We start from the raw sequence: 18,030 nt of genomic DNA on the forward strand, positions 1-18,030 counted from the left end.
CCTTAATCCATGTTTATTAAACTAGAGGAAGGTAATTTTCTATATTTTATCACAATTTTTTATTTTAAAATAATATTGATAAAATAATATATATATGATTCCCTGGATTACTAACAAATACAAAAACGCTCGAAGAAAATGAACTTGATCTCTTCCAGCGTTTCAAGTAATAGTACGATTTAAACTGTTCCTTGTATTTCAATTAAAAAGTGCTTTATTGGACCGCCACTTTTACATAACAACTTGCTTACTATTGTCATTGTTATTTGCTGAAGATTCGTTTGTAACAGCACGTTCTCTTTCTAATATTTCTAGAGCTTCTTCCCTTGATATTTTATTTCTAGGTGTTACTAGACTTACAATTACTCCTAATAATAACGCTCCTATCAAGGATGGGATAATTGGATTCCCCCAATATGCTTTAAGAGCCTCATTAAATAATATCGTAAATGAAATTGCTGATCCACCAATGATACATGCAATTCCTCCTTGCCATGTTGCGCGAGGCCAAAACTTTCCAAGGATAGTTGCTACAAATAGCCCTGACATCACTGTTGAGACAAAGTTAGAAATATAGTCGATGATACTAGATGAACCAATTGTAAATAAAAACGCAATTAATAATGTTAGCACCAATCCAATTCTTGAATATTTTACCAAATTTTCTTTTTTAGGATTTTTCCCCATGAATACAGGATACACATCCTCTAGTAATATAGCTACACCTGCAATGTAATCAGAGCTTCCTGATGACATAGTTGCACTTAATCCTGCTGTTAAAATTATTGCTCCAATCCAAACTGGGAAAACTTCTGTAGCTAAATATGGAAATGCATACCCTGATTCTAACTCAGGGTTCATTATATGTGCTGACATCCCTATAACTGAGGGGAAAAATGAAAATATTGCGAACAATATACCTGATATCAGGAATCCTTTTTTGACGACGGATATACTCGAACTTGAATAAATTCGATGACGATATGAAGGTGTTGCTAAAACTCCGACAGCGATGACTATTGCTAAAGATAGGGCTGGAATTATACCCATTATGTCAACACCTAGAAATGATACCATTTCTGTAGGTAATTGATTACTAATTTCTGAGAACCCCCCGATTTTTGTAACTGCAAGGATAGTTAGAAAGATAAAACCGAGGAATAAAATAACTCCCTGTATTGTGTCTGTAACGACAACAGCCATATAACCACCTATGATTGTAAAGATTGCGAATCCGCAAGCAGTCAGGATTTTAGAAATAGTAGGGTCTAAACCAGTTATCCATGTTAAATATAAACTTCCTCCTAAAATATGAGCACCAAGCCAACCTATTGAGGCAACATATAATAAAATGGCCGTAAGTCCTTTAACAAGTTTATTAGCACCGTAATAAAAACTCATTTCCTCTGAATATGTTACGAAATTATACTTACGGACATCTGCGAAAAGGTAGAGCAGTAAGAACATACCAATGGAACCACCTACTCCATATAGAGCACCTGCCCAACCGTTACTATACGCGAATCCAACAGCTCCCATACTCGAGCCAGTTCCAACTAATGTAGCTACCGAAGTTCCAACTAATAATGGTAAGGATAACCCTCTTCCCCCCATTAAGAAATCTTCACCATTTTTTACTTTTCGAGATACGGCAATTCCAATTAATACAAGCATTAATATAAAAGATATGAATACTCCCAAATATATCCCCTGATTTTGAATCACATTAAATCACTCCTTTGTATTAATTAACTTTATCTACTCTTTACAGGTGTATTTTCTATCATTTTCAATGAAGGTAATGTTTCCCAGTCACCTTTTTCTTGGATGACTATAGAACCAAGCTTATTTCCCCTTGATAACGCTACCATTAATGAGAAATTAGTAGGATCGTCAGCAACAATTGAAAGGAACCCTGTTGCAAATGCATCACCAGCACCAACTGTATCAACTATGTTATTCGTTTTCTCACCTGGTACCATATAAGCATCCCCCTCTTTGCTCATTCCAAATGCCCCTTCTTCCCCTAGTTTTATTGCAACTGTCGCTGGACCCATGCTAATAAATTCCTTTGCTAACTGTTCAACAGGTTTGTCCCCGAGTAAAAACTTTGCTTCTTCTATACCAGGTAAGAAAATATCACTTAATGGAACTAGACTTAATAATGCTTCCCTTGAATTTTCTTCTGTCCACAATTTATGGCGAATATTGGGGTCAAAAGAAATAGTTAATCCAAGTGACTTAGCAACCTTCATACACTCTCTAGTAAACGACAATGTATTGATTCCTAGAGCCGGAGTTATTCCACTCATATGAAGTATCCGGGAATCTTCAAACCAGTCCTTTTTCACATGTTTTGGTTCCCATTTACTAGATGCAGAACCCTTCCTGTAATAAAAGACTTCTGGGTCACCAAACCGATTCATATCCTTAAAAAATACAGAGGTAAAATCAGATTCATCTCGTATTACTTTTGATAGATCAATATTTTCACTTGTTAATGTAGAGATAACCATATCACCAAAAGGATCTTTACCAAGTCTTCCAATCCATCGAGTATTTTTACCTAAACGGGATAACCCAATGGCTACATTGGATTCAGCACCAGCGATAGTCTTTGAAAACAAAGAGGTATACTTTAATGGTCTATTTTCAAATGGATAAAACAAAACCATTGTTTCGCCAATTGTTACAATATCAATCATGGAGGAGTCCCCCATAGGTAATGGTTTTTACAAACTGCTCGGCCAATTTTTCCAAATCCTCAAATTTATTATTTTCTATCAATTTTAGTTGTACCAATTGACCCCCTACACCTATAGCATCCGCTCCAGCTTCAAAGTATGTTTCTAAGTTCTCTATATTTATTCCACCTGTAGCAATAATTGGTATATTATCTAATGGAGCTTTTATATCCTTAATATACTGAGGCCCTAGCGTTCCGGCTGGATAGAGTTTAACTGCTTTTGCACCTGCATTCCAAGCATTTACCATTTCAGTTGGTGTCATTACCCCCGGCCAAACATCAATATTGTGTTTGTTTGCATAACTTATTACTGATGTATCAAGATTAGGAGAAATCAAAAATTGTGCCCCAGCTTCTACAGCCTCTTCAGCCATTTCCTTATTTAATACTGTTCCTGCACCTATAAATACATCATCTTGATCGTAAATATTTCTAATCTGATAAATAGATTCCAAAGCCTTTTCACTATTCATCGTTATTTCTAATAGTTTAATCCCCCCATCAGTGAGTGCTTGAGCAGTAGGTATAACTTTACTTGATGGTACATTTCTTAATATTGCGATAATTTTTTCTTCTAATAGCGTATCAAATAAATTCAAAGCGCTCCCTCCTTAAGGATTTTAGTTTTCTATTTCCACAATCATTTCAATTTCAACTGGCGTATTAAAAGGTAATTCATTTGATGAAATTGCCGATCTTGCATGTCTTCCCTTTCCTCCAAATACTTGTACTAGCAGTTCAGATGCACCATTAATAACATATGGTTGTTCAACAAATCCGTCTGCAGAATTCACAAATGCTAGTAATTTTACAACTTGTTTTACTCTATCGAGATCTCCTAGCTCACTTTTTAAAACACTTAACAAATTTATCATAACTTGTCGAGAAGCTACGTATCCTTCTTCTAAAGTTAAATCGCTTCCAACTTTACCCTTATAAATTAATTCGCCATTTTTTCGACAATCATTACCTGATGTGAAAAGTAAATTATTTACAATCTTTGCAGGTACATATTCTGCAGCTGGTTGCGGTGGATTATCTAATGTAATTCCTAACTCTTCCAATCTCTTTTCTATTTTACTCATTTTTTATTCCTCCTCTTATTAATGATGTAGTCTATGTTTTACACAGCTACATGACAGTCGACTTGTTTTAATCATCTCTCCATTAGATGTCTTTAAATTAACTTTATTCTCAATTGCTTTTACTCCATTTATAAATACATTTGAAATTCCATTCGGGTATTGTATTGGATTTTCAAAGGTTGCTAAGTCATTGATAGTTTCTTGATTAAATATAGTAATATCTGCTTTATAACCCGGAATAAGCAGTCCTCTCTTGCCTAACTTAAATCGTTGTACAGGAAATGACGTTACTTTTCTTACTGCTTGTTCTAATGTTAATGTTTTCATTTCTTTTACATATTTAGAGAATAGTCTTGGAAAGGAACCATACGTCCGAGGATGTGGATTACCAACCTCACAGCCCAAACTATCGGAGATTATAAGTGAATAATCCCATTTTATAACCTTTTCTACATCTTTACTTAACATATGATAATACACAATAGATACATTTCCTTCTTCTTCAAGCAGTAAATCTAATGCTGTATCAATTGGATCATTTCCAGTAATGTTACTAATATCTAAAATGCTCATTCCCTCAATTTGCGGATTATTTGAAGCATTAGATACCACTACATTATTCCATCCGGTCGATACTACAAGATTATCCCAATCCTCTTGTTCTTCACTAACCTCTTCTTTAATTCGCTCTCTTAACGTTTTGTCACGTATACGTTCGATACAAGCTTGAATCCCTCCCTCCAATGACCAAGGGGGTAATAGCGTAGTTAACGAGGTAGAGCCGGCGTCATAAGGATAGACATCACAGGTAATATCCATTCCTCTTGCTCTTGCATCTTCAATAATAGAAATTGCTTCAAATACACCGCCCCAGTTTCTCTTCCCTGCTGCTTTTAAATGACTGACCTGCAGGGAAACTCCACTTCTTTCCGCAATCCAAATTACTTCTTCAATTGAAGGTATGAGGTTATTTCCTTCCCCCCTAATGTGGGTTGCTAATATACCATCATGTTTTGGTAAGACACTACAAAGTTCTGCAATTTCCTCCTTTGTGGCATATCTTCCAGGTGAGTATAGCAAACCAATAGATAATCCTATCGCACCAGTCTGCATACCTTCTTCTAAAATACTTTTCATTTTGGCCATTTCTTCTTTAGTTGGTGGGCGATTTTCAAAACCCATGACCGCTATTCGTAAAGCACCATGTGCAACATATGTTGCTATGTTTTCTGATATACTAGACTTATTTATAGTCTCTATATATTCTCCCACCGTTGTCCAAGGCCACTCCCAATCTGTATTTCCTATAATTGGTTCGACATATTCCTTTAATAGTGAACCATTTTCCTTATAAAATGGAGCTGGTGCTAACCCGCAGTTTCCTACCACTTCACTAGTTACTCCCTGCTGTAACTTAATATCAAAATGCGGATCTTTTAAGACTAATAAATCTGAATGAGAGTGACCATCTATAAATCCTGGAGATACAATTTGTCCTTTAGCATCAACAACTTCTCTGGATTCAATATCGAACGTTCCTATGTGTGTAATAACTCCATCTTTAATACCTACGCTTCCAAAAAACCACGGATTTCCAGTTCCATCAACTATACGCCCATTTTTAATTATAGTATCAAGCATAGTATTTACCCCTAACTCTCTTTATTGTAATTTTCCGCGAGCCAGTACCTCATAACGTTCAAATGTATTATCTTTTTCCTTCATAAAAATGAAATTGTGTAAATTAATAGTAGTACAAATGTGGTTAGGAATTATTTCTAAGGTATCTCCGACTTCAATAGGTGAATCACCTTCAATGTGGAGCATACCATGTTCCTCTGTAAGCCTTTCCAAAATAATGTTAGGATGACCGACAACTTTACCAAAACCTTTTAAGTAAATAGGGGCTTGATTTGGTTGAACATCTGTAGCAAAGGTTTTGCTCCCACCATCAATAATGGCTCTATTTTTTGTTGGTCTGCTTATTACAGTTACTTTAACAACCGCTGCACATTCTTCTTCGGTACAACATCCATACTTTTCTTGCATTGCATCATAAAACACATAGGTTCCAGGTCTTATTTCTGTGACACCTGGGACTGTTGCAGCTGAGGCAGATGTTGAGGTGGATCCTACACTAACATCATCAATTGATAATCCAGCTTTTCTTAATTGATCAGCCAACTTTACCATCATTTCCCCTTCTTCAATTCCCGCCTCAACAAAATTGAGAGTTGGACTTCCATTGAGGACTGGCCCCCTGAAAGTATATATGCCGGATATTTCTAAGTTTCTATATGTTGAAATTTCTTTAGCTATATCTTTCACATTTTCATAAGGAATACCAGTTCTTTCTAAACCTGAATCCACCTCTAATCTAATTTCCAACGTAATGTTATTTTCCACTGCTAATTCTGACAATCTCTTTGCCCCTACCAAACTATCAACACCTAATATGAGTTTCACTCTTTTACTAAGTTCAATAGCCTTCTGAATTTTTTCTTTGGTTACTATTGGATAAGCAATAAAGATATTTTGAATGCCATTGTCTGCCATTACCTCTGCTTCACTAATCTTTGCTACTGTAATTCCAATCGCCCCTGATGCGAGTTGTTCTTTAGCAATATAAGGCAGTTTATGTGTTTTAATATGAGGGCGAATATTTACCTTATTTTCTCTTGCAATTCCACTCATACTCCGAATGTTTTTTAGAAGTTTAGTTTTATCAATAATTACCGCAGGCGTATCCAATTAGATCTCTCCCTTATTTTTAATTGTTCGTGTATATGAACATTGCTCATAAGATAGTGTTTAAAAACTTCAGTAAAGTTGATGTACTTTGTATCCAAATCTTCTTGATAATTCCATTGCAGCATTTATTAAATGAACGGAATACTCTTTAGCATTCTCTTCCTGCATACGAGTTACTAATCCCGCTACACTTATTGCTGCAATTGGCTGATTCAAATGATCATAAATTGGAGCTGCTATACAATATACATCTTCCTCTCTCTCCCGATTATCTACCGCATATCCTCTTTTCCTTGTTTGACTAATATTTTCCATTAAACTATTAAAACTATTAATACTATTATCATTGACTGGCTTAAACTTAATATCTCTCGTTATTTCTGTAACCATTTCATCAGGATAAGCCGCTAAGATTGCTTTACCCAAACCTGTTAAGTACATGGGAAGTCGAGTTCCAAGAGAAGCCGTTGTTCGGATTGATGATAATCCCTCAACCTTATCCAAATATATTATTTCCTCTTTTGATGGAACAGCTAAAAACGAGGTTTCTCCTGTGAGTTTTACAAGTTTCTCTAAATATGGGCGTGTATCCTTAATTAAATCGGTATTGTTTAGATAAGATGTACCTACCTCGAATAGCTTAATTCCTGGCTTGTATTTTTTTACATTTTCGTCAAATTCTAGGAATCCTTTAATAACCATGGTTTCAAGTATTTCATATATACTACTTTTCGGAGCACTTAACTCCTGACTTACCGTGGAAACAGAAATAGGTTCATTTACAGTTGCAAAAAGTGATAATATATCCATCACACGCGATGCTGTTTTATTCATTTTCAAGACATTCACCTCTGTTTTGTTCGTATATGTGAACGTTGTTCGCATTTTTATTTGACTTTATCTTATATTATTTTTAAAATACTGTCAATTAGTTTTTTGACTTTTATTTTAATTCAATTTAAATATCTAAACTTAAAAAGATGGCTAATGCTTGATTTGATTCAGACGATGTGAACTCGAAATTTATTTAAATCTTATAATTAGTAGTATTTTAATTAATCTTATACCAGTGGATCAATAACCCTTTACAATATACTTAGAGATTATATTATGTATTTTCTTGTCACATTTTGTCATTTCTATCAACTTGTAGAGGGATATTGTGGTCATACAGCAGTAATTGCGCAGTAAGGAACATGTAGAATCAATGGCTCTCTTCCAGGATGGTCAGATAGGCTTGATCAATTGAATCAAAAAGGGATATATTGTGGTTTCCACAGCTAGTGATGTTGTACATATATTTTTAATACCAGATTACGTGTAGCTTTCAATCATTTAGCTCATCCTTATTTCTTAAAAATATTAAATCTAGTATTATAACTAGATTAATTAGAAAGGACCCTAGCAAAGCCAGGATCCCTCTCAAATCTAATATTATTGTAATAACTGTAAAACACCTTGTGGTTGTTGGTTGGCTTGCTTCGCCACTATGTCTTTCGAGCATAGAATAGACTATATCTTCACCCTTATAACTTTGTAAGGGGCTGGGCACTTCGAATGATGAACGTTTCATCACCCTACGAATCTCATTGCCATGGCATTCGCTTTAGGCAGTGCATTCTAGTCGTTGAACCTTCGCCAGGTTTTCACCACAGACGCTTGGCTGCTGATTATCCATTGTTTCATTGTTTTGTTTTTCAAACCATCACGTCTGCCGTTTCCAGCTACGTTGTGGTACAAAACACTTTAGTAAGTTCCAGCAATTCACCCAGTTATGATCTAACCCGTTACCAGATTAGACGCCCTTCCATCAAATTACTGAAGAAGTTGTAATACGCCTTAAGGCATTTGCTGGGATTAAGCTAACATAGATTGTGCCGCTTGTGAAAGGATGTTGTTCTTAGCGGTGTGCTTCTGACCGTAGCATTCTGACGGGAATCCCACCGCTGTATGTTACGACCTTGCTTGGTCGCACTTACAGGCACCCAAACCTAGTTTCAAATAAATCCCACCTAAAATGTAGACGGGATTTATTTGAATCTTAACTCAACAAGACTTCCTAATTTAGCAATTTAACGCTTTAATGCCGTGGGGGTCTGACCCCAGCATTCTAGATGAATGGTTGGGGTTTTTCTCAGATGACTCCATGCTTTTCCAAAAGATCGGAAACTGCTCTGTTGACAAATTTCTTGACACTAATTCCATTGCTTTTCAACCACATAACTTTCTCGTAAAGTTCTGGTTCTAAATAAGTTGTGATTCGTTTGCTTGTCTTCTTATTAGCTTGTTTCAACAATGCTTGCATTTCCTTTGGCACCGTTTCATTTTCCATTTTGTTTGCTCCTTCATTTCTTCCCTAATTAATTGTTTACAATGAAGTAGCTTTTTTAAGAGATAACTTTGTCTACTCAACTCCTACTTCCGTTTCACAATAATCGCCAACACTACTTCTGTCACTCCTATTAAAATCTCCTTAATGAGTTCCTTATTATGCTCTTGCATCCTATTCATTCCATCCTTTCTTACTAGTAATCCGATGGAAAAAGCATCATCTGATTCTTCCCATCATCGATGCACCACACTTTTTCTGTGATTGGATTGGTACTTTTTAGTGTAATACTCCATTTCTGTTCCCGTTCTGGCACTTCTTGACGATGAACAATCATTTGCTTTCCGTCTAGCACGCTTAGTTCAAACACCTGGAGATAGTCTAGTTTCGACCCTTGGCTTTTCAATTCATCGATTAAGTGCCACAAGAGTAGCTGGATTTCAATATGCAGTTCATCGGCAATTGCTCTAGTCATATATCGCTTACCTGTAGATTCAAACATGCTGGACCTCCTATTAATTTGCTAGCCATGTTTCGATTATTTCCGTGAACGTACCTTTGAGAAAATACACGATATTCATCTGATGGTCTTGCATGATACCAATGCGATAGTACTCCTTTTCTACTTCAATAAATTCAACTTGCTCAATCAGACCGAACAACCAATGTTTGTCATCAGATTCATTCAAATGGTACAAACAGGCATGGGTAGGCAATGAGAAAGTATCCAATGTTTTACCTTCTCCCTCAGCTTCGAACATGCCTACAAATTGTTGCTTGATTTCTTCTATATATAAAGCAGGTAAATTTTCTGTTTGCTTTAATGCTTTTATATCTGCGAAGGTTTGAATACGCCTCATTTCTTTGCATCCTCCCTTTATTAGAGTTTTTCTACTGCTTCTTTCTTTTCTTCTCTCGTTGTTTGAATATAGAATTTAGTAGTAATATTCACTGAATAATGACCTGCGAGCTTACTTACTGTGATGAGATCGACTCCTTTCTTGATGAGTCTGGTGCAAAAGGTGTGACGAAACAGGTGCGGGTGCAATAGGAAACCGATTTCTTTTGAAATATTTGCCAACCACCCCCGAACGGCATCTCGATGCATCTTTTTCCCGCGCTGACTCAGAAGCAAATACGGGCTGTCGCTGAAAACAGACTCGGAACGCTCTTCCTTGCGATAGGTCTGAATCAAACGTAGGACATCTTCCCGAAGCCCGATTTCTCGGTGCTTTCCGCCTTTTCCAACGACTTGAAGTGTACTAGTCAACGTGTCAATGTCTGCCAACTTTATTCCTACTAATTCACTCACTCGAACACCTGTGTAGAGCAATAGGTACACAATCAATTTATTTCTTTGGCTCACTTTGCTTTGATTTTCTACAAAGAATAAGACTTGTTCCACCTGTTCATCGGATAATGCAGTTACTTCCCCTTCACTACCAGCAGCAATAAGTATCCGATCTCGTTTCAATTGGATATACGATTCATCTACTATTCCTTTGGTTCGTAGAAAATCGTTGTAAACTTTCAGGCTATTTACCTTCTTATTGATCGTGGAAACAGCATAGTTCTGCTTTATCAGATATTCTTTGTATCGTACAAATGAAAAACGAGATAGGACTGTTTGGTCGTTTGACCGTTTCTGCAAGTAGCTTTGGAATCCTTTGATGTCTGTTACATAGGACTCAATCGTTTTTGGGGCTTTTCCTTCTTCTAATAGCCATTGGGCAAATGATTCTATTTCCATTGGTGATACCTCTCCTATCCTTGTAAAATGGCATGAAAAATAGCCATTGACTCTACTTAGACGTCAATAGCTGTTTGAAAACTTTCCTTATATTTAATCTTCCTATTTTTCCTGGGTATTGCCTTTGCGTGTTTCTGTATCTTTTCAGAAGGATATCTCTCCAAACACGAAAAGGGCTATTGATGTTTAATATTACACACCAATAGCCCTTTTATTTTTCTAGCTTATTCATTTTTCAACCCACCTATCTCAGCTCACGACAGTTATATAATAATGACGTGAGTATTTTCTTGTGAAAAGCATCTTGCTTCTATGTCAGTATTCACTTTTATGAAATTGCATCATACCATCATTAGTAATGTCGTGAGATTACTTGAAGTATTGTCATGAGTTTCTGTTAATCTACGTATATTTCGTATGCAATTGCTTTTCCATCTTTAAGCCAAATTTCATACAATAGTATTCTTGTATTTTCTTCGATTACGATTCCAGCAATCCATTGTTTATCCTTTTGATCCACATACAAATAAGATTGTAAGAGCAACGGATTTGGCAACTGTTTCAGGTGTTCAACTGGAATAAGTGAATCATCGATGTCCTCATGGGTGAATCGATGAGCTTCATAGCTTACATTTTCTCTTGGGACAATCATCTGAAATAACTTTTTCATCCTATCTATAAACCATCTTTCATCATATACACTGTTGCCCTCATTATTAGATGTACCCTTGTTCTTTAAGTGAAACAAAGCTATCATCTCCCATCACGATATGGTCTAATAGTTCAATCCCCATCACATTGCCTGCTTCCTTCAATCTACGTGTAACCTGGATATCCTCTTGACTAGGATCTGCCTGTCCCGACGGATGATTATGCCCGACTAAAATTGAAGCTGCATTTGATAGAATAGCTGGCTTCATCACTTCCCTCGGATGAACAAGGCTTGCATTTAAACTACCAATATGACAGATATTAATGGATGTCGGCTGATTCTTCGTATCTAAGCAGATGACAATAAAGTACTCCCGATCAACATCGCCTAGGAATTTCTTCAACAAATCATACCCATCTTCTGGACTACAAACTGAGCGATTCTTGTACAACATACTCGATTCCTTCACTAATCTTAGACTAACGATATCTACTCGTTTTGCAGGCTTTCGCTTCCCTTCCACCTCCCTCACTTGCAACAATTCAAGTTGTTCTTCATTTGATTCGTACTTTTTCATACAATTTTCCTCCCCAAATTAAAATAACCCTAATTCCACAATGGGAATTAGGGCTATATAGTTGATTCGGGATTATAATATATATTTACTACTTTATTTAAAACTGTTGTAAATAAAGTAAACTCGTTTTGATATCTCGATATATTGCTTATTGAATTAATAATGGCAACAATTCTTCCATCAATCTCTTAATATCTTCACTTGCTTCATTAAATAAATTCGACTTTTCCTCATGAGCTTTTTGAGATGACTGCTCCTGTACAGAACTCAAATCCTCTTCATTGTATGATGCTGGATTCTTGTTTGTCAGGTCAATAGCATAATTTTGTTCATTAAACATAACTAAATTATTAATAGGTGAATCCTCTTCAATTAAATTTAATACTTCCTCTATAAGACGAGAACCTTCTAACAAGTCACTAAGTTCATGAATAATATCGAGAAATTCGTCAAATAATTTTGAAGATATATAAGGATCATGATTCAGAAATTTATCTTCAGGTAATGGAAAGTCCGCGATTGAGTAAAAGCCTTCTTCTAATTTTTCATATACATCTTGTAATTTTGATAGAGCACTATAAAGCGCCATAAAATCATCTCCTAAGCGATAAGTTATTCCTAGTTCAACAGATAAAGAAAGGCGTATCTAATGATGATATTATCCAACATAGACAGTTACAACAGTTGAACCGTTTCCCACCTAACATCAAGGAAACATATATCGATTTCCTTTAATGCACAACACCTTTCAATTGCTTTTCTAATGATTGAATTTCACTTTTCAGTTCATTCAATTGAAAATTCAGCCTCTCAATTTCAAACGAAGTAAGTTCATCTTCACGAGCATATTCAGCTATCTTTTTCATTTCATGTAGTTTCACTTCTATTTTTTCTAAAATAGAATCCCGTTCCCTACACCAGTGGAGCTGTTCTTCAAGTAACTTTTTATACTCTTGTTGTTTTTTTGTCAATGGTATCTCCCAAATTAAGAATTAGTATCTAGTATTTGTAAATGTTGTTAAAGAAAAGGACCCTAGTAAAACTAGAGTCCCGATACAAATCTATAATTATTGAAGTAATTGTAAAACACCTTGTGGTTGTTGGTTAGCTTGAGCAAGCATTGATTGTGCCGCTTGTGAAAGGATGTTGTTCTTAGTGAATTCCATCATTTCTTTCGCCATATCAACGTCACGGATACGGGATTCTGCAGCAGTTAAGTTCTCTGCAGATGTACCTAGGTTATTGATAGTATGATCTAAACGGTTTTGATATGCACCAAGTTTGGAACGTTCTGCTGATACCGTTTCAATTGCATTATTAATAGTTTCGATTGAATTACTTGCATTTGATGCATTTGAAACATCGATATTACTGATACCCAAAGCCCCTGCACGCATATCCTGAATAGAAACACTCATTGTTTGGCCTTTGTTCGCACCAATCTGAAATTCCAGGCTATTATCTGCAATAGTTAACTCAAATGTATCATCATCTGCTGTACCCGATGTATCTATAACAGTACCATCTAAGGCACCACCTTGAAGTGTTACAACGCCACCTTTTTTATCATCCTCTATTACTGCAGTAACACCTGCTGGTAGATTTGTTGAAACACTAGCATTAACTCCAGCACTTTCAGCTCCTACAGCTGCAGCTGCTGTACCTGTCGCTGTTAAGGTATAACCAGAACCATAATCATTGGCTTCAAAAGTTATACCAGTACCAGATACAGTAGCGGTAAATCCAATTTCTGCTGATTTCTTATTTATAGCCGCTGCCATGTCTGCTGCACTCGTACCTTTTGCAAAAGTAAAATCAACATCATTTAAGATAAGGTTTGTTTCTCCAGCATTTGTAACAGCTCCAGCAATATCAGCACCTACTGCAACAGTAGTTTTAGTTGCTGCTGTATCTACAGTAATATCTGAATACGTACCACTTATCGCAAGCTCTCCTGTTTTTTGTACTGCCACTAAGTTACCTGTAGCAGTTGAATCCGTATTCAAAGCGTTCTTACCAGATTCGCCGTTTAATACTTTTTTAGTATTAAATTCTGTATTGTTACCAATACGATCAACCTCTTCTATTAACTGATTGATTTCCTTTTGAATCTCTCCACGGTCTGAATCATTTAAAGTATCATTAGTTGCTTGAACTGACAATTCACGCATACGTTGAAGGATATCATGTGTTTCGTTTAAAGCACCTTCAGCAGTTTGTATCAATGAATTTGCATCCTGTGCATTTGTAGAAGCTTGTTCCAACCCACGAATCTGCCCACGCATTTTCTCAGAAATTGCTAGACCTGCTGCATCGTCCTTTGCACCATTGATACGAAGACCTGAAGAAAGTTTCTCCAATGAATTTGCTGTTGCGTTTTGGTTTGCTCCTAATTGGCGATGTGCGTTAAGAGCAGAAATATTGTGATTGATAATCATTTTTCCTTACCTCCATGTAAGTGTATTTTATTTTTTGCAGGTCACATCCTTGTGTCCCACATCTATAACAACTCTAATTTAGAGTTATTAACAAATTGTCGTGCAGCTCTCCTAAGAGAATTTTGTAATCTTTCTGAGAATACACTAATAAATCTATGTAACCCTCAGACTTATTGAAAATCTCTCACCATCCAGATTGGTAATACATTACTTATATCGGCAGATTTCGATAATGTTTAACGTTTTTTAGAAATTATTTAGTAGATTATTTATTATCATGTTCCAACAAGTAGTTCAAGAAACCGAGCATTAATTTATTAACAGCGTCTCTTCCCTTTAAATATATATAACGGTAATTTTTCTACATTTTCAAAAATAACCCTTGACTTCCTCACAAATTCTCCTTAAATTTAATATAGTGGAAACAACTAAATGTTTTCCGTTTATTAATTCCCAAAACCCACAGGAGGTAATACAATGGAATTTGACTTAAGACACTTCAGAGAAGAAATTTTACATCAATCACAAACGGAATTTGCTAATCTAATGGAAAAATCTCAAAATACAATCTCTAGATGGGAGAAAGAACCAAAAAGTATAACGCTTGATATCCTTGATGAAATAGCTCGGAAAACGGGATATTCTGTTATTGATTTACTAAATATCGAGAATGTTGTCCGGAAACCTTGGAAATGTGATAGTTCTAAAGCAAAAGGTCTTGCTGATTTAAAACAAGAACTCTTGCAATATGTAGCTAGATTAAAAAATCAAAATAGGAACGTGAAAACACAAAGCTTAAATTATGATAATTACTTAACTAAATTGAGAAACATCTATCGTAATACTTTAAATAGAATACATAAACCAACCATTGCCTTTTTAGGTAATAGCGATGTAGGAAAGTCTACATTAATTAATTCGATTATTGGACATGACGTGCTACCAGCTGGATGGACACCAATTACTTCTTTATCTATCTATGTAAAGCATATAGAAGATAAACCTACTTGGTTAGGCGATGATTCAGCAATTGTAGTTTCCAGCCCAATTGAAGGAAAGCCAATTAAAGTTGATTGGTTGTCGGATGAAAAATATTATCAGGAAAGTCGTATCGAATCAGGGAGCAATGCGATATTAGAAAAGTACGGTAGCCGTGAAGGCAAAATGTATCAAGATAAATATATGGATGCTGAGGCTGCAGTGGTCTATGTAGATGCACCAATATTGAAACTTTGTACGTTATTAGATTTACCGGGATTTGGAACATCCGATGATGTAAGAGATGACTTAAAAGCATCAGAAGGAAAAGAAAATGCCGATATCTATGTTTACATGTCATTGGCAAATGCATTTATGCGTGGAACAGATATTACCTACCTTAAAGATATATTGGATCGAATGATACCATTTGAAAATGGGAAAAATGGCTTAGAACCTTTGGCGAATCTCTTTGTCGTTGCAAGTCAAGCACATGTTGTGTCATCCGAACCGAGCGAAGAACTAAATAAAATTCTCCTTAATGGTGCAGACCGGATGAATAGAGTATTACCAGAAAACTATTGGGAAGGCAGGTCTATATACACTGGAGTCGATTATTATCAAAAAATGCTTGTTGAACGTTTCTTTACATTCTCACGTGATAGTAAAGCCTTGTCTAGTGAATTCATGACAGCATTAATTGGTTTGTTAGAAACTTGGCCTACTAAGTTACATGAGGAAATTTCAGATGAATTAGATCAAACAACGAACATATTTAATGAGGAATTAGAAAGTGAAATTATATCGCTTCGGTCCTTTCGTGAAAATAAAGAAAAGGCAGTAGAATATTATGAAGAGCTAAAAAGTGAAAAACAAGCTGTTTACAAGAAAAGTGAGGAATTTGTTCATAACTTAGAAGAAAAGCTAAATTTGTATAAGAGGCAATCCATCGTAGATTTTAAAGAAGCATATGACAAAACCATGAATGAAGACTCCATCGTTTCTATTATTGATCGGAAAGATTTTAAAAATCGCAAGAAAGATAAAGAAGAATTGCAAAATTACTTGAATAACACGTTGAAACAAAAATTGGACAATATTTGTCACCAATATGCCAATGAATTGTCCAACTATCTGAATGATCAACTTGAGAAGTTAAATGTTGCTTCATTTAATGGTCGGGGAAACTTTGACTTCAAGCGAGCCTTCGTTTCAACTCTAGCAGGTCTATCAACATATGGTGCATTAACCGCATATGTAGGAACTCTTGGCAATTTGGGTGGTTACATTCTAGTAACAAAAGCTGTAGGAGTTTTATCCACTTTAGGAATTTCTGTTGGTGGCGGAGCAGCTGCAACCACCTTTGTTGCTGCTATCGGGGGGCCGATTACGATAATAATCGGAGTGGCAGTTCTCACAGGCTTAGCAGCTGCCGTATTAACCGGTAGAAATTGGAAGAGTAAATATGCAGAACGGACAGTTAAGGCATATAAAGATAGTAATGTCAGAGATAGTTATTCCGATGCATTAGAAAATTGGTGGCATGAAACAGAAAAAGCCGTCGATAAAGATAGAATGACAGCAAATTATGAAGCTCAACTTGCTGAAGCAAAAGAGAAAGCCAATTATAATGAAGAAGAATGCTTGGACTTAGAAAATGCATTAACTCTTTTGAAGGGCCATTTATATAACTAGGTAGACGTAGGACCGAGGGGACAGGCACCTCGGTCCTATTGCCCTACTAATCCTGAACCGGGAAACCTGTCCCCACGATCCGTTTCCCTCGAGGCATGTCAATTAAATGCATTCGGATTGAATAATTGAAGTAAGTTGAAAGCATGCCTTCATATGGTTGGAATTTTTTGTAAGCAATCCATAACATATACAATCTAGTAACATAAAAATCCTGATCAAGGTCATCCATATGTAGCTTGTAAATATGATACTGAATTCTCCTCTCATTTTGTTCATACATTTCCTCAAATGATACAAAATCTACCCTTTCCATTGTTCTCCTCATTTCTATAAAGTGATATTTATCTTGAAACCCCATTCAGTAAGGTTTTACCGCCCAGTAACCACCTTTAGGCAATGTAACAATGCATTCAATTTCTATTGATTTAGCTTCCAACGCTGCAACTGCGAATTTCCTGTAATTTCTTTTCTCTTGGTGGAAAATTTGTTTGAAGGCTTCTTTAAGTGTATTTGTAAATGAAGTCGGTTAAAGTTTTGTGGATGAAATTATTAATATGCTTTTTGACCCATGTCTATTCTACTATATATAGAATGATAATAGTGTGATTATTCGTTTTATTGAACATACATATTGTGTGTTTTTCGTTTTATTAATCACTTAATAATAAAAAGCACACGTTTTGTATGCTTTTAATATTTAACACACATTTTGTGTTAAATTCTCCCGAAATGGGGAGGTTTTGATAATGGAAAGCTTTGGAAGACGATTAGAAAATCTACGAGAAAAAAATGGCTATTCAAAAAAAGAAGTCAGCATTAAACTTGGTTATTCTGAAAATACTTATGGAAACTATGAAAGGGGGATAGAAATCCAACACTAGAGACCATCAGAGAAATCGCGGACTTATACCATGTATAAACTGACTATCTTCTCCGCGGCGAAGAATATCATGTGCTTGATGAATCTATAACGAACTACGAGAAGGTACATAACCTCCTCAACTTATTTAAGAAATCTGGAATTAACAA

19 protein-coding genes are annotated in these 18,030 nt (G+C 35.8%); 2 read left to right on the forward strand and 17 right to left on the reverse strand.

What is annotated here, in order from left to right:
• Window positions 1-231: 231 nt before the first annotated feature.
• From CWR48_RS02860 to CWR48_RS02935, 16 genes are all read right to left on the reverse strand, one after another.
• On the reverse strand, window positions 232-1,725 hold the full coding sequence (locus CWR48_RS02860; RefSeq protein ID WP_115771531.1) for a sodium:solute symporter family protein: 1,494 nt from the start codon (window positions 1,723-1,725) through the stop codon (window positions 232-234).
• A gap of 29 nt (window positions 1,726-1,754) precedes the next feature.
• Window positions 1,755-2,705, reverse strand: a complete 951-nt coding sequence (locus CWR48_RS02865; protein ID WP_245976690.1) for a sugar kinase — start codon at window positions 2,703-2,705, stop codon at window positions 1,755-1,757.
• Entirely contained in the window at window positions 2,698-3,345 is a 648-nt protein-coding gene (locus tag CWR48_RS02870; protein ID WP_115771533.1) for a bifunctional 4-hydroxy-2-oxoglutarate aldolase/2-dehydro-3-deoxy-phosphogluconate aldolase, read from the reverse strand. The genes CWR48_RS02865 and CWR48_RS02870 overlap by 8 nt, the downstream gene beginning before the upstream one ends.
• A gap of 21 nt (window positions 3,346-3,366) precedes the next feature.
• On the reverse strand, window positions 3,367-3,831 hold the full coding sequence (locus tag CWR48_RS02875) for a RidA family protein (RefSeq protein ID WP_115771534.1): 465 nt from the start codon (window positions 3,829-3,831) through the stop codon (window positions 3,367-3,369).
• Between the two features lie 18 nt (window positions 3,832-3,849).
• Window positions 3,850-5,472, reverse strand: a complete 1,623-nt coding sequence (locus tag CWR48_RS02880; RefSeq protein WP_115771535.1) for an N-acyl-D-amino-acid deacylase family protein — start codon at window positions 5,470-5,472, stop codon at window positions 3,850-3,852.
• Between the two features lie 21 nt (window positions 5,473-5,493).
• A complete protein-coding gene (locus tag CWR48_RS02885; protein WP_245976691.1) occupies window positions 5,494-6,582 on the reverse strand; it encodes an alanine racemase in 1,089 nt (362 codons plus the stop codon).
• A gap of 69 nt (window positions 6,583-6,651) precedes the next feature.
• Window positions 6,652-7,416, reverse strand: a complete 765-nt coding sequence (locus CWR48_RS02890; protein ID WP_211316685.1) for an IclR family transcriptional regulator — start codon at window positions 7,414-7,416, stop codon at window positions 6,652-6,654.
• Window positions 7,417-8,716: 1,300 nt separating this feature from the next.
• A complete protein-coding gene (locus CWR48_RS02895) occupies window positions 8,717-8,914 on the reverse strand; it encodes a hypothetical protein (protein WP_115771537.1) in 198 nt (65 codons plus the stop codon).
• Window positions 8,915-9,107: 193 nt separating this feature from the next.
• Window positions 9,108-9,413: a DUF960 domain-containing protein gene (locus tag CWR48_RS02900; RefSeq protein ID WP_115771538.1), complete on the reverse strand. Its 306-nt coding sequence runs from the start codon at window positions 9,411-9,413 to the stop codon at window positions 9,108-9,110.
• 13 nt (window positions 9,414-9,426) lie between these two features.
• On the reverse strand, window positions 9,427-9,771 hold the full coding sequence (locus CWR48_RS02905; RefSeq protein WP_115771539.1) for a hypothetical protein: 345 nt from the start codon (window positions 9,769-9,771) through the stop codon (window positions 9,427-9,429).
• A gap of 20 nt (window positions 9,772-9,791) precedes the next feature.
• On the reverse strand, window positions 9,792-10,661 hold the full coding sequence (locus CWR48_RS02910; RefSeq protein WP_115771540.1) for a tyrosine-type recombinase/integrase: 870 nt from the start codon (window positions 10,659-10,661) through the stop codon (window positions 9,792-9,794).
• 397 nt (window positions 10,662-11,058) lie between these two features.
• Entirely contained in the window at window positions 11,059-11,409 is a 351-nt protein-coding gene (locus tag CWR48_RS02915; protein ID WP_245976692.1) for a hypothetical protein, read from the reverse strand.
• Entirely contained in the window at window positions 11,378-11,890 is a 513-nt protein-coding gene (radC, locus tag CWR48_RS02920) for a RadC family protein (protein ID WP_115771541.1), read from the reverse strand. The genes CWR48_RS02915 and radC overlap by 32 nt, the downstream gene beginning before the upstream one ends.
• A 148-nt stretch (window positions 11,891-12,038) precedes the next feature.
• The gene (locus CWR48_RS02925; protein WP_115771542.1) at window positions 12,039-12,479 is read right to left on the reverse strand and encodes a hypothetical protein; all 441 of its coding nucleotides are present in this window, start codon (window positions 12,477-12,479) and stop codon (window positions 12,039-12,041) included.
• Between the two features lie 142 nt (window positions 12,480-12,621).
• A complete protein-coding gene (locus tag CWR48_RS02930; RefSeq protein ID WP_115771543.1) occupies window positions 12,622-12,861 on the reverse strand; it encodes a hypothetical protein in 240 nt (79 codons plus the stop codon).
• 96 nt (window positions 12,862-12,957) lie between these two features.
• Entirely contained in the window at window positions 12,958-14,328 is a 1,371-nt protein-coding gene (locus tag CWR48_RS02935) for a flagellin N-terminal helical domain-containing protein (RefSeq protein ID WP_115771544.1), read from the reverse strand.
• A gap of 477 nt (window positions 14,329-14,805) precedes the next feature.
• Here CWR48_RS02935 and CWR48_RS02940 point away from each other — a divergent pair, with 477 nt between their 5' ends.
• A complete protein-coding gene (locus CWR48_RS02940) occupies window positions 14,806-17,001 on the forward strand; it encodes a dynamin family protein (RefSeq protein WP_115771545.1) in 2,196 nt (731 codons plus the stop codon).
• Window positions 17,002-17,047: 46 nt separating this feature from the next.
• Here the strand turns inward: CWR48_RS02940 and CWR48_RS02945 are convergent, their stop codons facing one another.
• The gene (locus CWR48_RS02945; RefSeq protein ID WP_115771546.1) at window positions 17,048-17,314 is read right to left on the reverse strand and encodes a hypothetical protein; all 267 of its coding nucleotides are present in this window, start codon (window positions 17,312-17,314) and stop codon (window positions 17,048-17,050) included.
• 433 nt (window positions 17,315-17,747) lie between these two features.
• Here CWR48_RS02945 and CWR48_RS02950 point away from each other — a divergent pair, with 433 nt between their 5' ends.
• Window positions 17,748-17,882 (forward strand): helix-turn-helix domain-containing protein, encoded by a 135-nt coding sequence (locus tag CWR48_RS02950; protein WP_115771547.1) that lies wholly within the window; start codon window positions 17,748-17,750, stop codon window positions 17,880-17,882.
• Window positions 17,883-18,030: the final 148 nt, after the last annotated feature.

The sequence above is a fragment of the Oceanobacillus arenosus genome, from assembly GCF_003369575.1.
Lineage (GTDB): Bacteria > Bacillota > Bacilli > Bacillales > Amphibacillaceae > Oceanobacillus > Oceanobacillus arenosus.

Bases quoted from the DNA above. Each gene is read 5' to 3' on its own strand.
- CWR48_RS02895 (WP_115771537.1), bottom strand. From the start codon at position 8,914: ATGGAAAATGAAACGGTGCCAAAGGAAATGCAAGCATTGTTGAAACAA.
- CWR48_RS02880 (WP_115771535.1), bottom strand. From the start codon at position 5,472: ATGCTTGATACTATAATTAAAAATGGGCGTATAGTTGATGGAACTGGA.
- CWR48_RS02910 (WP_115771540.1), bottom strand. From the start codon at position 10,661: ATGGAAATAGAATCATTTGCCCAATGGCTATTAGAAGAAGGAAAAGCC.
- CWR48_RS02925 (WP_115771542.1), bottom strand. From the start codon at position 12,479: ATGGCGCTTTATAGTGCTCTATCAAAATTACAAGATGTATATGAAAAA.
- CWR48_RS02905 (WP_115771539.1), bottom strand. From the start codon at position 9,771: ATGAGGCGTATTCAAACCTTCGCAGATATAAAAGCATTAAAGCAAACA.
- CWR48_RS02900 (WP_115771538.1), bottom strand. From the start codon at position 9,413: ATGTTTGAATCTACAGGTAAGCGATATATGACTAGAGCAATTGCCGAT.
- CWR48_RS02940 (WP_115771545.1), top strand. From the start codon at position 14,806: ATGGAATTTGACTTAAGACACTTCAGAGAAGAAATTTTACATCAATCA.
- CWR48_RS02935 (WP_115771544.1), bottom strand. From the start codon at position 14,328: ATGATTATCAATCACAATATTTCTGCTCTTAACGCACATCGCCAATTA.
- radC (WP_115771541.1), bottom strand. From the start codon at position 11,890: ATGAAAAAGTACGAATCAAATGAAGAACAACTTGAATTGTTGCAAGTG.
- CWR48_RS02890 (WP_211316685.1), bottom strand. From the start codon at position 7,416: ATGAATAAAACAGCATCGCGTGTGATGGATATATTATCACTTTTTGCA.
- CWR48_RS02875 (WP_115771534.1), bottom strand. From the start codon at position 3,831: ATGAGTAAAATAGAAAAGAGATTGGAAGAGTTAGGAATTACATTAGAT.
- CWR48_RS02945 (WP_115771546.1), bottom strand. From the start codon at position 17,314: ATGGAAAGGGTAGATTTTGTATCATTTGAGGAAATGTATGAACAAAAT.
- CWR48_RS02865 (WP_245976690.1), bottom strand. From the start codon at position 2,705: ATGATTGATATTGTAACAATTGGCGAAACAATGGTTTTGTTTTATCCA.
- CWR48_RS02950 (WP_115771547.1), top strand. From the start codon at position 17,748: ATGGAAAGCTTTGGAAGACGATTAGAAAATCTACGAGAAAAAAATGGC.